We start from the raw sequence: 17,358 nt of genomic DNA on the forward strand, positions 1-17,358 counted from the left end.
CACCCTCGGAGCGTTGACATATACCCAAGCAGGAGCGGCTTTCAGGCCGGCCAGATTGAAGCCTAAGATTGACTACTTCTCAAGCGAATCGCTTCGTCACGATCTGAAGGGCAAGACCATCCGGGGGGGACTGGCCACGGGTATCGCCCAGGCGCTTCGCATTGTCATCGGGCTTGGTACCATTCCTGCGCTGGCCCGCTTACTGCAACCAGAGGACTTTGGCCTAGTCGCCATGGTAGGTTTCTTTACAAATTTCGGTGCAATGTTTGTCGACGCCGGATTGTCCAAGGCAACCGTTCAGCGCGAGGACATTACTAAATCGCAAGTCAATACTCTGTTCTGGATCACCACGTCCCTTGCTATAAGTCTTGCCCTTGGGGTGGCTGCTATGTCACCGCTGATTGGCCGATTTTATGGCGAACCTCGACTAGTCCCTATCACCCTCGCATTGACGATTTCATATCTTTTGAACGGGCTGACTGTACAATCACAAGCGCTACTCCGACGGGGTATGCAGTTTAAGAGCCTTGCGTTTGCGGATGTATTTTCTCAGTTGATTGGTCAATCCGCAGGCATTGCCTGGGCATGGCGCTATTACCAGCAGCCGAATGACTACTGGGCATTGGTACTGATTCCTTTGGTGATTGGTTCGGCGCGTTTGGTAATCATATGGATTGCCTGTGGATGGCTACCCTCGAAACCTGGTTACGACAAGACGGTCTGGCCTATGCTCTGGTATGGGCTTAATCTTAGCGGCGGCAACTTTACTAACTACTTCGCGCGTAACGGAGATACGGCGATCATAGGTTGGTATTGGGGAGATACACCTTTAGGTTTTTATGAGCGTGCCTACAAACTGCTGCTTTACCCTCTGAACCTGATTAACGGTCCTCTGACAAGTATCGCCGTACCAGCACTGAGTCGACTGAAAACGAACCCTGCTGGGTACCGTAGATTTTTTCGTCGTGGTGTGCAGCTATCAACTAGCATTTTTATTCCACTTGTCATAGCTTCGTTCGTATTGGCTGAACCACTTGTGCTCACACTGCTCGGTTCTGGATGGGAAGAGTCGATCCCCATTTTCCTCGCCCTATGCCCAGCCGCGTTAGCTACCGCGACAGCCCCATCCTCCACTTGGGTTTATCAGTCTTGGGGGCACACTGGCCTGTTTTTCAAGTTCGTCCTAGTAAACACCTTTTTTACTTTGCTAGGGTTTGTGATTGCCGTGCCATTCGGAACCTTTTGGGTTGCGGTAAGCTACTCCGTAGTTACTTGTGTTCTAAGAGTTCCCTACGTTTTCCTCTGTGTACGGCCAACTCCCTTGAAACCATCCGATCAATTCGGCCCAATGGTCATTCCAACCGTTGCTTCCATCGTTGCAGCTCTGGCGGTGTACTTAGCCCAAACGTGGTGGAGCGATTTTGAACTAAGTTTCGTGCAACTCATCGCAGGATCATCCGTATTCGGTGCCACCTACATGGGGAGTTTCGGAATCACCCCAGCGGGAAGAGAGTACCTACGCGAGATGATTTCGACCTTTCGCCCTAAAAAACGCACGCAAGCCTAGTACAATGCATCGTTTGTTTGCTCGCATCATGCCTAACCGCCACTCCAGATTGGGTCATCCATGCTGAGTTCCGCCACTAAAAGCCTGAAACGATTCGTAAAGCCATGGTTTGCGAGTATCGACCTTCGACTAATGGCCCTCTGCGAGAAGTTCCCCTACTTGGCAAACATCTATTTCTGCCTCGATCGCAGCTTCGAAAGAGAGCACCATGCTGTGGTTGCCGGACGCCGACGCTATGAGAGGAGTATACAAGGAGCCTCAACAGCAAGCCATGTTTATCGCTTGCGCCGGAACACCCACCGACTGGAGAAGGGCCTGATCTCGCGCCCGCTACGTGAAGTCTTTGCCTTGACATACCTTCAAGAAACCATTGAGTCCTTCGTCACACTCTACCAAGACCACCCTACCGAAGCTGACGATCCTCTCTTGCAGTGGTCCCGCTCAGTGCTTAGTGAATATTTCCGAGCTACTTCCCAGAGCAACGCACCGACGCTCGAAGAGTGCCGCCACAATTACGAACAACTCATCGAGCGTCTTCATCCGTCAACGTGTGAGAAAAAACCTCAGCGCCGAGATACTACACCACTCTCAACGTCCATAGAAGATATGCAAAAGTTGGCGATCCGCCGCCGTAGTGTCCGCTGGTACGATTCGACACCAGTGCCTCGCGATGTAATAGACAAGGCGGTCGAGGTCGCAGGCCTTTCGCCCAGCGCATGCAATCGACAGCCATTCAAGTTCCGCATCTTTGACGATCCCAAGCTGGTCACCAAGTTGGCAAGCATCCCGATGGGCACACGCGGATTTAGCCACCAGTTCCCGGTCTTCATAGTCATAGTTGGTGAACTCCACGCCTACCCATTTAGTCGCGACCGTCATGTAATCTATATAGACTCCTCGCTTGCCGCGATGGCCTTGGAATTCGCCCTCGAAGTGCAAGGCATAGCTACTTGCTCGATCAACTGGCCTGACATTCCTCACCTTGAAAAAAAAATTGCCGAGGCGCTCAATCTATCTCCCGATGAACGCGTGATTATGTGCATGTCTGCTGGCTACCCCGACCCCGAAGGGCTGGTTCCCTATTCTCAGAAGAAAACCTTAGACGAACTCCGGAGCTACAACCAGCAATGACCATCGAAATCTTTGGGGCTGGATTCACTAATAAGGGCGCTGAGCTAATGCTGCGGACGACAGCGCAGAGGCTCCGCCAACAGAATCCCGACTTGCGACTCGCGATTGAGCCCGATGGCAATACGCCTTACGAACGCACTAGTGAGCTTCAACTGGCGCAGATTTTTCCCGCAAAGGCAACTTTCTCCCCTCGGGTTCGCCAGTTGATAACGCGGTCGTCCTGGGCGCAAAAACTGATCTACTCCGTTTTAAACGCGGTGATGCCTGACCAGTCTGAGCGGGTGCTTGGGTTAGTCAACCGAAAGCACGCGGATGCACTTGTGGACATTTCGGGCTATGCTTTTGGTGATGGGTTCTCGCCACTCAAATGCAGGAACGCGGCAGCACGCACAGGCATTTACGCTCGTCGGGGTAAGCCGGTGATCCTCATGCCGCAGATGTTCGGGCCGTTTGAGAATCCGAACACGCGACGACATTTTAAGTCATGTTGCGACAACGCCACTCTCATCTACGCGCGTGAGCAGGCTTCTTTTGACGCGGTCCGCGAGGTGATTGGAGACGACCCACGCCTGAAGATCGCGCCGGACATTACAATTTTCAGCTCGCCACCTCAAGGACTCAAAACTTCCGATCTACCGACCACTAATCGGCCGTACGCCGTAATCGTCCCAAATTTGCGAATGCTGGATCAAGGTTGCCAAGAGTGGGGAGAGAGCTACATTGCCCGATTGGTCGCTGCCGGTAAGCGTATGATTGAGCTCGACATCGAGCCGATCCTGTTAGTTCACTCCAATGAAGCTGGCGACTACGACCTTGCGAAACAGGTGGGCAAGACGATTGATGGTTCAACTGACCGCGGACCAGCAAGGATCTTTACTCATCCCAATCCGTACATATTAAAGAAATTCATCGCCGGAGCTCGATATCTGATCGGATCCAGGTTCCACAGTCTCGTGGCTGCCCTTTCTAGTGGCGTGCCTGGGGTTGCACTTGGTTGGGCTCATAAGTACGACATGCTAGCCAGCGACTTTGGAGTCCCGCACCTTATCCATCGCGGCACTGACAAATCGAATGCTCTAATCGCTCTGATCGATAGTCTCTCAGTTGAGCAGCAAAATGCAGAAATCCGTACTATTTTACAGCAGCAGAAGGACGCGATGCAATTGCAATCAGACTCGATGTGGGCGGAAGTTTTTCAAACGCTTAGCGTTGAGGGCTCTTCTTCATGAAACGCCTCGCAAGCGCTCCGCAAAGCTCATTATAATTGCGAATTGAGCCGGTTGTGCGTGGAGCGTGATACCCTTCGCATAGGGAGTAAGTGCCAAACCAAGAAGCGCGTACCGGCACCTTTCCTTACTCAGCACACCAATTTCCCTCTAGTCGCCGCAAGTATATGTTATTCGAAGATACTAACTCCCTAGCTGATCAGACGTTCGACCCGAACCGCGTAGTTATAATCGGCGCCGGGACCGTGGGAATTCACCTCGCTGTTCAACTTGCTCGGCAAGGGCGATCAAGTTTAGTGCTTGAGTCAGGCGACCAAACACTCGGCAACTACTCTTCGGATAGCTACGCGGTCGTTGGGCGAAAGAACGAGGGAATTCGGCTCGGGCGAAGCGTTGCCCTTGGGGGCACTTCGAACCTGTGGGGCGGTCAGCTTGTCGAATTCAATCCAACCGACCTCAACGGCAGGCACTGGCTGGAAGGCTCGAAGTGGCCAATCAGCTATGAGGAATTAGCAGCCTACTATCCCGCAACCTATGACTCGTTGGGAATTGATACAAGCCTGCAAAATGACGAGGACGTCTGGAGAGAATTAGGGACGGAACCTCCTGTACTGGGTGAGGGAACTGAACTGTTTCTATCTCGATGGATGAGAATTCCAAACATCGCAGCGCTATTTCGTCATGAAATTGAGACCAACCCAAAACTGCAAGTTGTGCTTAATGCAACAGTGACTGGGTTCGAGGGAAACGGCAGTCGCATCACCGGAGTCCAGATACTGTCCAGTAACGGCCAAAGAGAAATTATGAGCGGTTGTGACTTCGTACTTAGTGCAGGTACTGTAGAAAATTCCAGATTGTTGCTTCACACCGCAAGCGATCCGACCTGGCAATGTCCGTGGCGTGAGAACGACAATGTCGGGCGTTATTTCCAAGATCATATTGGTGGGCGTGTTGCCATGATTAAGCCCCGCAATACCAAAAATTTTTATGATCTCTTCAGCACGATCGTCTTGCGCGGACATAAATTTCAACCCAAAATCCGTCTTCAAAACGAGCTACTAGTCGAACAACCGACACTCAACACCCAGGCATGGATTGCCTTTGAAAATTCAATTAAAGAGAATTTTGTATTTCTAAAGCAGTTTTTCCAAGCAGCTGTATACAGCAGGAAAATTGGCTCTCTTGGTGATTTTCTACGCAATGTGTTCGCGTGCTCTCGTCACATGATACCCTTGATGTGGAAGTATGTTGTCGAGCATCGCATTCTCATACCGAGTGGTTCGCGAATTGCCCTAACGGTTCAGTCTGAAGTTGAACCATTGCGTGAAAGCCGCATTACGATCGATCCAAACACTTGCGATGAGTTCGGACTTCCTCAGGCAATTCTCGACTGGAATCTAGGTGGCCGTGAGTTCGAGTATATCATGGATTTCACGCGCAGAATTGACAAGGCATTGAGAGATTCTGATCTAGGCGAGCTAGTCCTCGACGAACAGCTAGCCGCAGGAGACCCAAGCTTTCTCGATAAGCTCCACGACACGAATCACCACTCAGGGGGCTGTGTCATGGCAGACTCAGCAGAACAAGGCGTAGTCGATCTGAACCTTAAAGTCTTTGGGACGGATAATCTGTATGCCAACGGCGCCTGTGTCTTTCGTACCAACAGTAATGCCAACTGCACTTTTACCGCCATGGCTCTAGCCACTCGATTGGCAGACCATCTGGGAGTAGCAACCGATGCAACAGGTTGAGTTCAAAGCACTCGGAAGAAGAGTCTCCTGCTTGGGATTTGGGTGTGCTGGTTTGGATGGACGTCTAGGGCTACGTCGATCGACGAAGCTGCTGGAAACTGCCCTGAAACTAGGAATCACCTATTTCGATGTCGCTCCTTCGTATGGGACAGCAGAAGAGGCCATTGGTCACGTGATTGGCAATTCCAAGGAGGTTGTGATTGCCACGAAAGTGGGTCCGCCACGACGCCCTTATGATCTCGTCAGTGCCTACGCCAAGTCCGTTCTCAAACCAAATATCGATCGAATTCGAAGGCTAAAAATCCTCTTGCGTGGAGTCGTAGCACCACCCCGGAATCAAAAAGTTCGACCTCGCTACGATTTTTCTTACGAAGCGCTGAACCGATCAATCGAAACGAGTCTCAAACACCTGCAACGCGACCATATAGACGTCTTTCTAGCACATGAACCTCACCGAGAAGACTTAGTTCCTGAAGTGGAAGAACGATTTCAATCGTTAGTAAACGGCAAGACGATCGGGGCTTTCGGCGTGGGAATCGGTGCTCGTGAAGACTCTTGGACTAAATTCGGGTCCATTTGGCAGTCAGCATGGCCGGCGGACCACATCTCTACCTACGACAAGGATATCTCGTACCTATTCCATCGGGTGATACACAATGCTGCTCAGGATCGCTTCGGCCAAACGCAGGTCCCCGTCCCAAAACTTATCCAAGCTGCTCGCCGTCAAAGCCCCAATTCGGTGTTGATTGTTTCGGCATCAACGCCAAAACGTCTTGAAGAATTGGTGAATGCGTCCGAGTTGATGGAGTAATGCCGTTACATCTATGCCGCGATTCTCTCCCCGGCGTGCCTAACCGGCTACTCAGACTTGGGGCGAGGCCCCTTCCAATGAAAAACAGAACCAGCTGCAACACGAAAGGCAGACTGCAATGTCATCAAAGCATGCATCTACTATCACCCTTTCAGTGATCATCCCCGTATATAACCAAGCTGACTACCTCGAACAATGCCTTGACGCACTCGCGCATCAGACGTTGCCAAGCGACCAGTTTGAAGTGATTGTAATTGATAACGGTTCGGACGTTCCTCCTAGAGAAATAGTAGAGAGCCATAACTTTGCACGGTACGGCGTTGAACCACGCCCCGGTTCATTTGCTGCGCGAAACCATGCGATACCAATGGCCAAAGGAAAAATCTTAGCTTTCACGGACTCAGACTGTTTGCCTCACGCTGATTGGCTGGAGGCCGCGATCACTGCACTGCAATCTCCAGCGAGTATTGATGTTGTCGCAGGACGCATTGATGTGGTCAGTAAGGACCCCAATCATCCCTCCTCAATAGAACTTTTCGATATTGCGATCCGACTTGACCAAGAGTCACGAGTTGCTGCGAGCAATGGTGTGGTCACCGCCAACATGGTTACTCGTCGTGAAATGTTCGATCGAGTTGGGCAGTTCGACGACTCGCTCATGAGCGGTGCAGACGCGGAATGGTCTCAGCGTGCCGCCGAGAAAGGCTACAATGTGAAATTCGTAGATGAGGCTGTCGTGGTCCACCCCGCTCGAACAAGCTTGACTGAGGTTTTAACCCAAGTGCGACGGAGGGCTGGAGGACGGTTTGATATGCATTCGGGTAGAACGAGAAAGCTGACGCTGTTCGAAACGGCTCGATCCGCAGCAAAAAAATTAATGCCTCGGATAGCAGGCCTATGCGGCGCGCGACGACGCCTTCAGCAGCGAGGCTACGGTTGGTGGTCCTGGCTTCGTATCATTCCTATCGTCCAACTCGTTCATTACTCGGCTTTAATAGAAATCGTACGGCGGAAGTGTGGCTTTGAGGCAGAACGTCGATAACCCCACAGCCCACGCTTCAACTTTTTCCACAATGCGTGCTCCCGTAACGCTGAAACAACGCTCTGCACAAGCCGTGGCCGTAGTCGCGGCTGGGGGGAACCAGTCGATCAAGGATCGCCGGCATGTCTTCCTCCAGGCCGGGCTCGAACTCAATCGTGCCCACCACCCCTGTGCTGCCTACGTTAAACACATGCACCACGCCAGTCGAGATACCGCTGGCAGTAACCACTTCACCGATTTGCTTCGTCAGATCGTGCATGTGACCGTGGCCACGGTTTTCGACGGTAATTTCTTGCTGGTAGGTCATTTGCTTAGCTCGCTCTGTGTGAAAATACCGAAAGCCGAGACGTGTAGTCTTACCATGCCGCGCACGGTATCTTGGGATACAGAACTCCTGAGCCGACCGTGCGACAATTGACTATTCTTTGCCCTTTTCTACACCGAGACAACCCAACCAACTCATGCACGTTGAACCGCCAGCCACAATTGCCATCATCGGTGCTGGCCCCATCGGCCTGGAAGTAGCCCTCTACGCGCGGTATCTCGGCTACAAAGTAACGATTTTTGAGCGAGGGGGATCGCCGGCGGCGAATGTGCGCGAGTGGGGCCATGTGCGATTGTTCACGCCGTTTGGCATGAACGCCTCGCCACTGGGCGTGGCCGCCTTGGAGGCCCAGGACCCGGAGTTTCAGTCACCTAGCGCTCAAGAGGTTCTCACCGGCAACGAACTTTGTGATTCCTATCTCGATCTCCTGGCCGCAAGCGACTTGCTGATCGATTCAATAAGGCTCGACACACGAGTGATTTCGATTGGGCGACCGAATTACAGGAAAGGGCAGGGCACGGGCAAGCCTGAGCGAGCAGAGCACGGCTTTCGACTGCTGGTTGAAAACCGAGCAGGCAACGACGGAGAACACAATGAGGAGTTCTTCGCGGCTGACATCGTGATCGATTGCAGCGGCACCTTTGGCAACGCCTGCGCGATAGGGCAGGGGGGGGTGCTTGCTAAAGGTGAAAGGCAGACACGGGAGCGAATCGAGTTCGGTTTGCCTGACTTGCTCGGGGCGCAGCGTCAGCAATACGCCGGCAAGCACACACTTGTCATCGGCGCGGGCTACTCGGCTGCCACCAATGTGACGCTACTGGCAGACCTCGCCGAAGGCGATCCCAGTACGCAAGTCACTTGGCTGACACTCGCTAGCAACCAAGAGTTGCCCATCAGCAGAATCCCAGATGATACCCTCATCAAGCGCGATTCGTTGGCGCAACAGGCGAACCATTTCGCATCAAGCCCTGGCCCCGTCACTTGGAAAACAACTGCCGGGATCACTGCCGTCACGTATCGTGAGCAATCTTCCGACTTCGAGATCCAACTGGCGGAAGAAGAACCTCCTATCATCGTCGACAACATCATCGCGAATGTGGGTTGCCAACCAGACAGCTCCTTTTTCCGTGAGCTCCAAGTCCACCAATGCTACTCCAGCGAAGGGCCCATGAAGCTGGCTTCGGCGTTGCTAAGCGACAAATCGGAAAGCGATGATTCTACGGATTGCCTAACTCAAGTGTCGCATGGCGGGGAATCTTTGCTTACCTCCGAGCCCAATTTCTATATTCTCGGAGCTAAGAGTTACGGCCGCGGCTCCAACTTCCTTCTACGCACCGGGCTGGAGCAAATCCGTGACCTGTTCACGCTCATTCGTGGCCGCGAAGACCTCGATCTTTATGCGACAATGCCTGCGATCCGAACCTGACCTAACTTCAACAAACTAACCACGAAGAGCACAAAGGACGCGAAGAAGCCTTGTATTAGTGTTCAATGCAACAATAGGCTTAGTGCTCTTTGTGTCCGTAGTGGTTACCTAGTTAATGACCGAGCGAGCAACTCCCACCGTTGAACTTTCGCACTTAGACCACCTGTGGTTTCAAGTTGCTGGGACGCTTTGCAATTTATCATGCCACCACTGTTTTATAAGCTGCCATCCGAAGAACGACTCGTTCGGATACTTATCGCTTCAAGAAGTTAGACGACGACTGGAAGAATCAGTACCGCTGGGCGTGAAGGAATATTACTTCACGGGGGGCGAGCCATTTCTGAATCGTGACATGACCGACATCCTCGTCGAGACGCTCCGCTATGGGCCTGCCACGGTGCTCACCAATGGAACGGTTCTCAAGGAAGAATGGCTGACCCGCTTGGCCGAGGCGGAAGCGATCAGCCCCTACTCGCTGGAGTTCCGCGTTTCGATTGATGGCTTCTCACCGGAGACGAACGACCCGATCCGTGGCGAGGGCACGTTCGAGCGGGCAATTGCTGGCGTACGCAAGCTTGTGGAGCACGGCTTTCTGCCGATTATCACTGCCGCCCGGACTTGGCCGGATGAGGACGATCAACGGATTGTCGCCGAGTTCGTCGATGTGCTCAAAGGCGTTGGCTATTCGCGACCACGCTTGAAAATTTTGCCCGCCCTGCAGATGGGAGCCGAGGAAGAACGCACGCATGGATACCGCGAGAGTGAGCGGATCGACCAGGAGATGCTCGCCGACTACGACATGAGCCAACTTGTTTGTGAGCATAGCCGCATTGTTACGGATCGCGGCGTGCATGTGTGCCCGATTCTCATCGAATCGCCAGACGCCTTGCTAGCGGATACACTTGCCGAAGCGGATCGCCCCTTCGCGCTCAGCCACGGTGCCTGTTATACGTGTTACCAGTACGGAGCCATTTGCTCCAACGCTTCAAGTTCTGTTCAGGGAGATAAGTGACCGCCGTGGTTCATTCACACGTGATTCAATCAATAAAGCCAACTCTCACAATCGCTTTCCTGTTTTCGATCGTAATGGCACCGTTCTGCAAGGCGAAGGAATCAGCTGTGGCTTATCCAGAAACTAGACGTGTCGATCAGACCGATATCTACCATGGCCGCACTGTGCCCGACCCGTACCGGTGGCTGGAGGAAGATGTCCGCGAGTCCGCAGAAGTTGCCGCGTGGGCGAAGGCACAGAACGAAGTCACGCGCAAGTATCTCGACGCGATCCCCCAAAGGCAGGCGATTCATGATCGACTTACGGAGTTGTGGAACTACGAGCGGCAGTCCGTCCCCTGGCAAGTCGCCGGGCAGTACTTCTATTTCAAAAACGATGGTCTGCAAGACCAGCCGGTGCTGCTTACCGCCAATTCCTATGACGAGGAAGGTCGCGTGCTGATCGACCCCAACAAATGGTCAGAAGATGGCACAGTCGCGTTGGGGCGGACGGTGGTCAGTGAGGACGGCCAGCGAATGGCCTACACACGCAAGGAAGCAGGCTCCGATTGGTCAACCGTGCGGTTCATCGAGATCGACAGCGGCAAAGTCCTGGAAGACAAGCTCGAATGGGTCCGCCACGGCAACTTGGTCTGGAATGCAGCCTGCGATGGGTTGTACTACACGCGTTACCCCGAGCCACCGGAGGGAGAGAAGTTTCAGGCGCTATCGCTCAACCCAATGATCTACTTCCATAAGCTGGGCACGCCTCAGTCGGAAGATACGCTCATCTTCCGCCGACCAGACGAGCCGAATTGGAGCTTTTGGCTGCGGCGCACAGAAGACAATCGCTACCTGGTACTCACTATTCACCGCAGTACCGATCCGCAGAGTCGTGTGTACTTGCGAGAAGTGGGTGCCGCCGCCGATGCACCTTGGAATAAGCTGATCGATAACTTCGACCACGAGTACAGTCTGATCGGCAATCGCGATGCGACGCTCTATTTCTATACAGACCGCGACGCACCGCGGAAACGTGTCATTGCCATCGACGCCAATGCGGAAGACTCGTCCTCGTTCACAGAAGTCATTCCCGAGCGAGAGCAGGGGGGTACGCTCGAATATGTTGCACTTTTCGGTGACGAGCTCATCTGCAATTACCTGTCTGATGTGACCACTCGTCTTTTCCGCTACGACCTTGAAGGTGAGGAACTGGGCGCGATCGAGTTGCCGGGCTTAGGTAATGCCAGCGGCTTCGGTGGAAGGCAGGACGATACGGAGACTTTCTATTCATTTACTAGCTACACCATGCCGACCGCGATCTACCGTTACGATGTGACCAGCGGCAAGAACGAGCTGATCCGCAGCTCGAAAGTCGACTTTGATCCCAAGCTCTACGAATCGAAGCAAGTCTTTGCCACCAGCAAGGATGGCACTCAGGTACCAATCATTGTTTCTTACAAGAAGGGCCCCAGTGGCGCGGCTCGTAAGCTCGATCACAACAATCCCACACTACTCTACGGCTACGGTGGCTTCAATATCTCGCTAACGCCTTCGTTCGCGGTTACGAATGCTGCTTGGATGGACATGGGGGGAATCTATGCCGTTGCGAATCTGCGTGGTGGGGGCGAATACGGCGAGGCGTGGCATGCCGGCGGAAAAAGTGTGAATAAGCAAAACGTATTCGACGACTTCATCGCCGCCGCGGAGCATTTGATATCCACCGGCTACACCAAGCCTGAGAAGCTGGCCATCATGGGCGGCAGCAATGGCGGGCTGCTCGTGGGTGCCGCCATGACGCAACGGCCCGAGCTATTTGGTGCCTGTTTGCCAGCCGTTGGCGTGATGGACATGCTCCGCTTCCAGAACTTCACTGCCGGCCACTTCTGGCGACACGAGTACGGCACAGCAGACGACCCAGAAGAATTTGCCGCGCTGATTGCTTACTCTCCCTACCACAACCTGAAGCCCGATACGCACTACCCGGCAACGCTCGTCACTACAGCCGACACCGACGACCGCGTGGTTCCCATGCACAGCTTCAAATTCGCCGCCGAGTTGCAACATGACCAAGCGGGTGATGCACCGGTCCTGATCCGTATCGAAAGCAAAGCGGGCCACGGAGCCGGCACGCCGGTGAGCAAGCGAATCGACCTCGTGGCCGACAAATGGGCGTTCCTGTGGAAGTCTTTGAAGATGGCCGAGTAGCCCGTAGGGTCCGTTGGGCGGACCGAGAGCCCTACCAATCAAAACTGCACAATGCTGGCTAGAAGCTGGCTCGATTTGTTCTTGTGCGTTCAGAATGGTCCGCACAGCAGACCCTACACCCGCAGCTCGCGCGGCAACGGAAACGAGACATTCTCTTCCCGTAGGGTACGCACCTCGACTTCTGCGTGAAAATTTTCGCGAAGATAGTCAAGTACGGCTTCGACGACGACTTCCGGCGCACTTGCACCAGCAGTCACGAGCACGGTATCCACACCGGTGAGCCACTCGTCCTGGATACACTCCTGGCCATCGATGAGATGTGCCTCCACGCCAATCTCCCGAGAAAGTTCTGCCAGCCGCTGGCTGTTCGAACTATTTTGGCTGCCGAGCACCAGCGTCAGTTGAGCCTGCCCGGCAAGTTGAGCTACCGCTTCTTGGCGGTTCTGCGTGGCGTAGCAGATATCGTCCTTCGGGGGCGAGTGAATCTGCGGGAAGCGTGCCCTCAGGCGATCAATGATTCGGTTGGCATCGTCCACGCTGAGCGTTGTCTGCGTAAGATATGCCAGCTTAGCCTCGTCGATGACCTCTAGCGTGTCGACGTCCTCCGGCGTTTCCACCAGGACAATGGCCTCTGGTGCTTCGCCCATGGTACCGATGACTTCGTCGTGGCCCTCGTGACCGATCAGGAAAATCGTGTAGCCGAGTCCCGCGTACTTAATCGCTTCGAGATGAACCTTGGTTACCAGCGGACAGGTAGCGTCAATGGCTTTGAGGTGCCGGTCGCGAGCCAATTGGCGAATCGCGGGTGAGATGCCGTGGGCAGAGAAAAGCAGCGTCGAGCCCTCGGGCACTTCCTCAAGTTCATCGACAAAGGTCACGCCACGATCGAGGAAAGACTCCACAACGTACTTATTGTGGACGATCTCGTGATAGACATAAATTGGCGGCGGCAGGCGTTCCAGCGCCAGATCGAGCGCCTCGATCGCCATATTCACACCCGCGCAAAATCCTCGTGGGCTGGCAAGTAAGACTTTCATCGGAGGCGTATCTCATGCGAAGGGCAGGGGCCCGGTACGAAAAACCGAACAGGTCTACTATCCTACCCTCGAAACTGAGACCGCCTCAACCGGTCGCTCATCAGGTTGACTAGCGAGGCTTGTTCGGCTTGGGCTGCCAAGACTTGCGAAACTCACTCGGCCCGAGCTTCGCAACGACCCCGTGGTGGTCTTCCAGTTCGTGCAGGCTTTCGCTTAGCTTGTGGCCAAATTCGGCCAATGCCTCGGTATTCACCGGAATAGGCGGCAGCATCTGGCTAGTCCGACTGTGTAGCGGTGCGTATGCGCTCATGGTGTTTTCTTTCCAAAAGCACCGCAATCTATGCGGCTGCCTGACATGTCTTCTCTGGACCGTGGCAGGCTATTTTCGTGGGCAACAATCCCGATGCCCACAAGTAATGGAAGAGAGCCCTCACGTCAATGAACGCGGTGCTCCTGCTAACCGCTGGACAACTCGTCTCTTCCAGTGGTCGGTACTCTCATGCCTTCTATTACGAGGGACTCCAATAGTCAGTTCGTGGTTCGCGACGTTTAATTCCTGAGATAATGCAAATCGTTTGGGTTGTGAGATTCACGAACACATCCTGATTCCCCGCTATTTCAGCTTAATCAAAGGTGATCATTTCGTATCTGAATTGTCATCGCGATGGCAGCGATTTGCGGAAAATACTTAATTCGGGGCTTATTTCACCGCATTCGTGGAGCCACGAAAGCGCTTTCGATAAGAAACCCACGATCAGCTATCAGTCGATGATTCGCCTTGACCCAAGTTTCGAGCTGCCGCTACGATCTGTGACGATACCGTTCTTGAGCGACCTTCTGACGTAAGATCAGCCCAGTAGTAGTGAACCTCGTAAGCTTTGTGCCGTAATACAATTAACTGCTGACTTACAATCAGTTCGAGAGTTGCCGGCGGAATAATCTGCTCTAGCTGAACACCAGCACTTAGAAATGAACCCGAAACGCAACAGAGAATCGTTCGAGCCGTCGCACGCTGACCCCAATCGCGACTGACGCAGGCACGATTGGCACATCCCTTACAAAACTTGCTTGCGTAGCGACCCTACGTTTATAGCATTAGTTGAGAAAACACAGCACCTAGCGACGATCTCACCTTTAGTCACAAGTCACACCCAACGAAAACGCTTCTCCCCCAACCAATCTTCTCACAAAAAGCCTGATCCATTGCCCGCAGCAATGTTTCACTCGGAGACCCAACACCATGCAAATTCACGGTCCCAGCCAAGTTCACGGTCCTCAAGGCATCCAAGGTCCACAGGGTAGCCGCCCAGTAGGCAAAGCCCAGCCCGCTACTCCGACTGCTAAGGCAGACCGGGTGGATATCTCTCCCGCGGCCGAAGCGGCCGCCAGTGCCGCCGAAGGCGACATCCGTGCTGACCTCGTGTCACGCGTGAAGAGCGAAATCGCCTCAGGTATGTACGAAACGCCTGAGAAGCTTGATGCAGCACTCGATGGCTTTCTGAATGAGCTTGTGTAGAGTCGCCTCTTGTCCTATCAAACGAGCGGCAGCGACCGAGAAATCTAGATCGCACTCTAAGTTGAGTTGCGCTCCGAGGACTTGCCATCCCTTGAGGAATGACTGCCAAGCAGCAAATACCCGGTCTATTGAGACTCAGGCCCCGAGCGGGTAGAATCAATAAGCAGGGCACAGAGGCGTTTTTTCGCTGTGCCGTTTACTATGGGCGGGAATCGCGTGTTCTCAATAACGCCCATAACCATTGCTTACTGAGACAAGCCACCGCCAATTGACGGGGAAGAATCATGGATACTGCGAGCGCCGATTCCGCGCAGAGCGCCTACGCCCTTGGGGCCGTGACTGTTGCCAGCTCGCCCCAGGAACGATTTAGCGAGTATCTGCAGAGCAAAGGGAAGAGAATCACCCAGCAGCGTCGGATCCTGGTCGATCACGTGTTTGAGCGGCACGACCATTTCGATGCGGACGAGCTAATCGCCAATCTCAGCCGAAGCCAACAAGAATGCGAAGAAGGCCGCAAGGTAAGCCGCCCGACGGTTTATCGCACGCTTAACGAGCTCGTCGAAGCGGGTCTATTACGGCGCATGACCCTCAGCGGCCGCAGCGTGTACGAGCACGACTACGGCTACCCTCAGCACGATCACCTTCACTGCACCAAGTGCGACAAGCTGATCGAATTCCAAAGCGAAGAGCTAAAACAGCTCCGCCAAGCGGTGGCCAACGAACACGGCTTCCGCGTCACCGGCCACCGACTCATCGTTAGTGGCATCTGCGAACCGTGCGGGCGGAATCGGCACCGTGGGAAATCGCCGCTTGATTTGATTTAGAGTTAGGCTCAAGCCAAATACGTCGTTGCCTTCGATGTACAAACTCACACCTTTAACTCGGCCGCTCCAACTTGGCTGCCCTTGTAACGCTCGCGAATTGGCTCAACGACATCTGCGATAAATTCATCGACCTGCTCCGGACTGCGGCCCACAAGATCAATCGAAGCTGTAGCTGCGTTCAAGTCCACACCTGCAAAGGCTTCATCAGCAGCAAGGCGCGCCATTAGGTCGTTCGGCTTGCCCTTCTGCTTCACTTCAGCGGCAGCGGCTTGGGCGTGTTGGCGGATAAGCTCGTGAAGCTCTTGGCGATCTCCTCCTGCGGTAACAGCGGCCATGAGAATGTTCTCGGTGGCCATGAAGGGGAGTTCCTCGCCAAGATTCTTCGCGACGACTTCCGGGTACACCACCATGCCGCTCGCTACGTTGTGATAAATCGTGAGTACGGCATCCACGCCAAGGAAGGCCTGTGGGAGCGTCAGACGGCGGTTGGCGCTGTCGTCCAGAGTGCGTTCCATCCACTGCACAGCATGCGTTTGCACGGCGTTGGGGGCGAGGTTCATGACAAAGCGAGCGATACCGCCGATGCGCTCGCTACGCATCGGGTTTCGCTTATAGGGCATGGCGGAAGAACCGATCTGAGACTTTTCGAAAGGTTCTTCAAGCTCTTTTCGCATGGCGAGAATGCGGAAATCGGAGGTTGCTTTATGAGCACTGGCAGCAACGCCGGCTAGTGCGTCGAGAACGAACTGATCTACCTTGCGAGAGTAGGTTTGCCCAGTCACCGCGTAGGCCGAATCGAACCCCATCTTTTGCATGACCAGCTTCTCCAACTGGCGGACCTTGTTGTGATCGCCATCGAAGAGCTCCAAGAAGCTCGCCTGAGTACCGGTGGTGCCCTTGGTGCTCCGTGCCTTGAGCGTGGCGAGACGGTGCTCAATCTCTTCGAGGTCCATGACCAAGTCATAGCACCACAGTGTAGCTCTTTTGCCAACCGTCGTTGGCTGGGCGGGCTGCAAGTGTGTGAAACCGAGGGTCGGCAGTGCCCGATGTTCCGCGGCAAACCTAGCCAATGCATCAATCACTGCGGCTAGGCGGCGCGCCACGAGCTGTAGCGAGTCTCGCATCAGCATCAGCTCGGTATTGCAATTCACGAACTGGCTGGTCGCACCAAGATGGATAATACCCCTGGCCGAGGGACACTGATCGCCATAGGCGTGGACATGTGCCATGACGTCGTGCCGCAGTTCGCGTTCGTACTTAGCGGCTGCGTCAAAGTCGATATCGTCTACGTGAGCTTTCAGCTCAGCGATTTGCTCAGGCTTGATCGGTAGCCCCAGTTCAGCTTCCGCTTCAGCCAGCGCAATCCATAGTCGCCGCCAAGTGCTGTGCTTGCGCTGGGCACCCCAAAGCTGGGCCATCTCGGTAGAGGCGTAGCGCGTGATCAGCGGGTTTTCGTAACGGTCATGCGACATGGGAATTTCTAGAGTGTCTGAGGAAGTTTTTA

The 17,358-nt window shown here is 54.1% G+C and carries 15 protein-coding genes; 11 read left to right on the plus strand and 4 right to left on the minus strand.

The features are described from left to right. Positions 1-55: 55 nt before the first annotated feature. The 6 genes from HG15A2_RS15715 to HG15A2_RS15740 all read left to right on the plus strand — a co-directional run bounded on the left by HG15A2_RS15715 (position 56) and on the right by HG15A2_RS15740 (position 7,528). The gene (locus tag HG15A2_RS15715; protein ID WP_218932010.1) at positions 56-1,567 is read left to right on the plus strand and encodes a lipopolysaccharide biosynthesis protein; all 1,512 of its coding nucleotides are present in this window, start codon (positions 56-58) and stop codon (positions 1,565-1,567) included. A gap of 60 nt (positions 1,568-1,627) precedes the next feature. Next, positions 1,628-2,698 carry a nitroreductase family protein gene (locus tag HG15A2_RS15720; protein ID WP_145061162.1) on the plus strand — a complete coding sequence of 357 codons (1,071 nt, stop codon included), beginning with the start codon at positions 1,628-1,630 and terminating at the stop codon, positions 2,696-2,698. Continuing rightward, positions 2,695-3,927, plus strand: a complete 1,233-nt coding sequence (locus tag HG15A2_RS15725; protein ID WP_145061164.1) for a polysaccharide pyruvyl transferase family protein — start codon at positions 2,695-2,697, stop codon at positions 3,925-3,927. The genes HG15A2_RS15720 and HG15A2_RS15725 overlap by 4 nt, the downstream gene beginning before the upstream one ends. 164 nt (positions 3,928-4,091) lie before the next feature. Then, positions 4,092-5,675, plus strand: a complete 1,584-nt coding sequence (locus tag HG15A2_RS15730; RefSeq protein ID WP_145061166.1) for an FAD-dependent oxidoreductase — start codon at positions 4,092-4,094, stop codon at positions 5,673-5,675. Continuing rightward, a complete protein-coding gene (locus HG15A2_RS15735; protein ID WP_145061168.1) occupies positions 5,662-6,486 on the plus strand; it encodes an aldo/keto reductase in 825 nt (274 codons plus the stop codon). Before HG15A2_RS15730 ends, HG15A2_RS15735 begins: the two co-directional genes overlap by 14 nt. Before the next feature lie 118 nt (positions 6,487-6,604). Further along, a complete protein-coding gene (locus HG15A2_RS15740) occupies positions 6,605-7,528 on the plus strand; it encodes a glycosyltransferase (RefSeq protein ID WP_145061170.1) in 924 nt (307 codons plus the stop codon). A 16-nt stretch (positions 7,529-7,544) separates the two neighbouring features. Here HG15A2_RS15740 and HG15A2_RS15745 read toward each other — a convergent pair whose 3' ends face one another. Then, positions 7,545-7,835 carry a YjbQ family protein gene (locus tag HG15A2_RS15745; RefSeq protein ID WP_145061172.1) on the minus strand — a complete coding sequence of 97 codons (291 nt, stop codon included), beginning with the start codon at positions 7,833-7,835 and terminating at the stop codon, positions 7,545-7,547. Positions 7,836-7,989: 154 nt separating this feature from the next. Here HG15A2_RS15745 and HG15A2_RS15750 point away from each other — a divergent pair, with 154 nt between their 5' ends. The 3 genes from HG15A2_RS15750 (at position 7,990) to HG15A2_RS15760 (ending at position 12,477) form a co-directional block, all read left to right on the plus strand. Beyond that, positions 7,990-9,279 carry an FAD-dependent oxidoreductase gene (locus HG15A2_RS15750; RefSeq protein WP_145061174.1) on the plus strand — a complete coding sequence of 430 codons (1,290 nt, stop codon included), beginning with the start codon at positions 7,990-7,992 and terminating at the stop codon, positions 9,277-9,279. A 115-nt stretch (positions 9,280-9,394) separates the two neighbouring features. Next, positions 9,395-10,291 carry a radical SAM protein gene (locus tag HG15A2_RS15755; RefSeq protein WP_145061175.1) on the plus strand — a complete coding sequence of 299 codons (897 nt, stop codon included), beginning with the start codon at positions 9,395-9,397 and terminating at the stop codon, positions 10,289-10,291. A gap of 107 nt (positions 10,292-10,398) precedes the next feature. Further along, entirely contained in the window at positions 10,399-12,477 is a 2,079-nt protein-coding gene (locus tag HG15A2_RS15760) for a prolyl oligopeptidase family serine peptidase (protein WP_246117755.1), read from the plus strand. Positions 12,478-12,590: 113 nt separating this feature from the next. Here the strand turns inward: HG15A2_RS15760 and ispH are convergent, their stop codons facing one another. Both ispH and HG15A2_RS15770 read right to left on the minus strand, forming a co-directional pair. Continuing rightward, entirely contained in the window at positions 12,591-13,514 is a 924-nt protein-coding gene (gene ispH, locus HG15A2_RS15765; protein ID WP_145061177.1) for a 4-hydroxy-3-methylbut-2-enyl diphosphate reductase, read from the minus strand. Between the two features lie 109 nt (positions 13,515-13,623). Next, positions 13,624-13,824: a hypothetical protein gene (locus HG15A2_RS15770; protein ID WP_145061179.1), complete on the minus strand. Its 201-nt coding sequence runs from the start codon at positions 13,822-13,824 to the stop codon at positions 13,624-13,626. A 930-nt stretch (positions 13,825-14,754) separates the two neighbouring features. On the opposite strand from HG15A2_RS15770, the gene HG15A2_RS15775 reads away from it, so the two are divergent. Together HG15A2_RS15775 and HG15A2_RS15780 are read left to right on the plus strand one after the other, a co-directional pair. Continuing rightward, positions 14,755-15,030, plus strand: a complete 276-nt coding sequence (locus HG15A2_RS15775; RefSeq protein WP_145061181.1) for a flagellar biosynthesis anti-sigma factor FlgM — start codon at positions 14,755-14,757, stop codon at positions 15,028-15,030. 284 nt (positions 15,031-15,314) lie between these two features. Beyond that, positions 15,315-15,854: a Fur family transcriptional regulator gene (locus tag HG15A2_RS15780; RefSeq protein ID WP_145061183.1), complete on the plus strand. Its 540-nt coding sequence runs from the start codon at positions 15,315-15,317 to the stop codon at positions 15,852-15,854. A 44-nt stretch (positions 15,855-15,898) separates the two neighbouring features. Here HG15A2_RS15780 and purB read toward each other — a convergent pair whose 3' ends face one another. Beyond that, positions 15,899-17,326, minus strand: coding sequence for an adenylosuccinate lyase (gene purB, locus HG15A2_RS15785; RefSeq protein WP_145061185.1), 1,428 nt, complete (start codon positions 17,324-17,326; stop codon positions 15,899-15,901). Positions 17,327-17,358: the final 32 nt, after the last annotated feature.

It is taken from the genome of Adhaeretor mobilis (genome assembly GCF_007741515.1).
Taxonomy (GTDB): domain Bacteria; phylum Planctomycetota; class Planctomycetia; order Pirellulales; family Lacipirellulaceae; genus Adhaeretor; species Adhaeretor mobilis.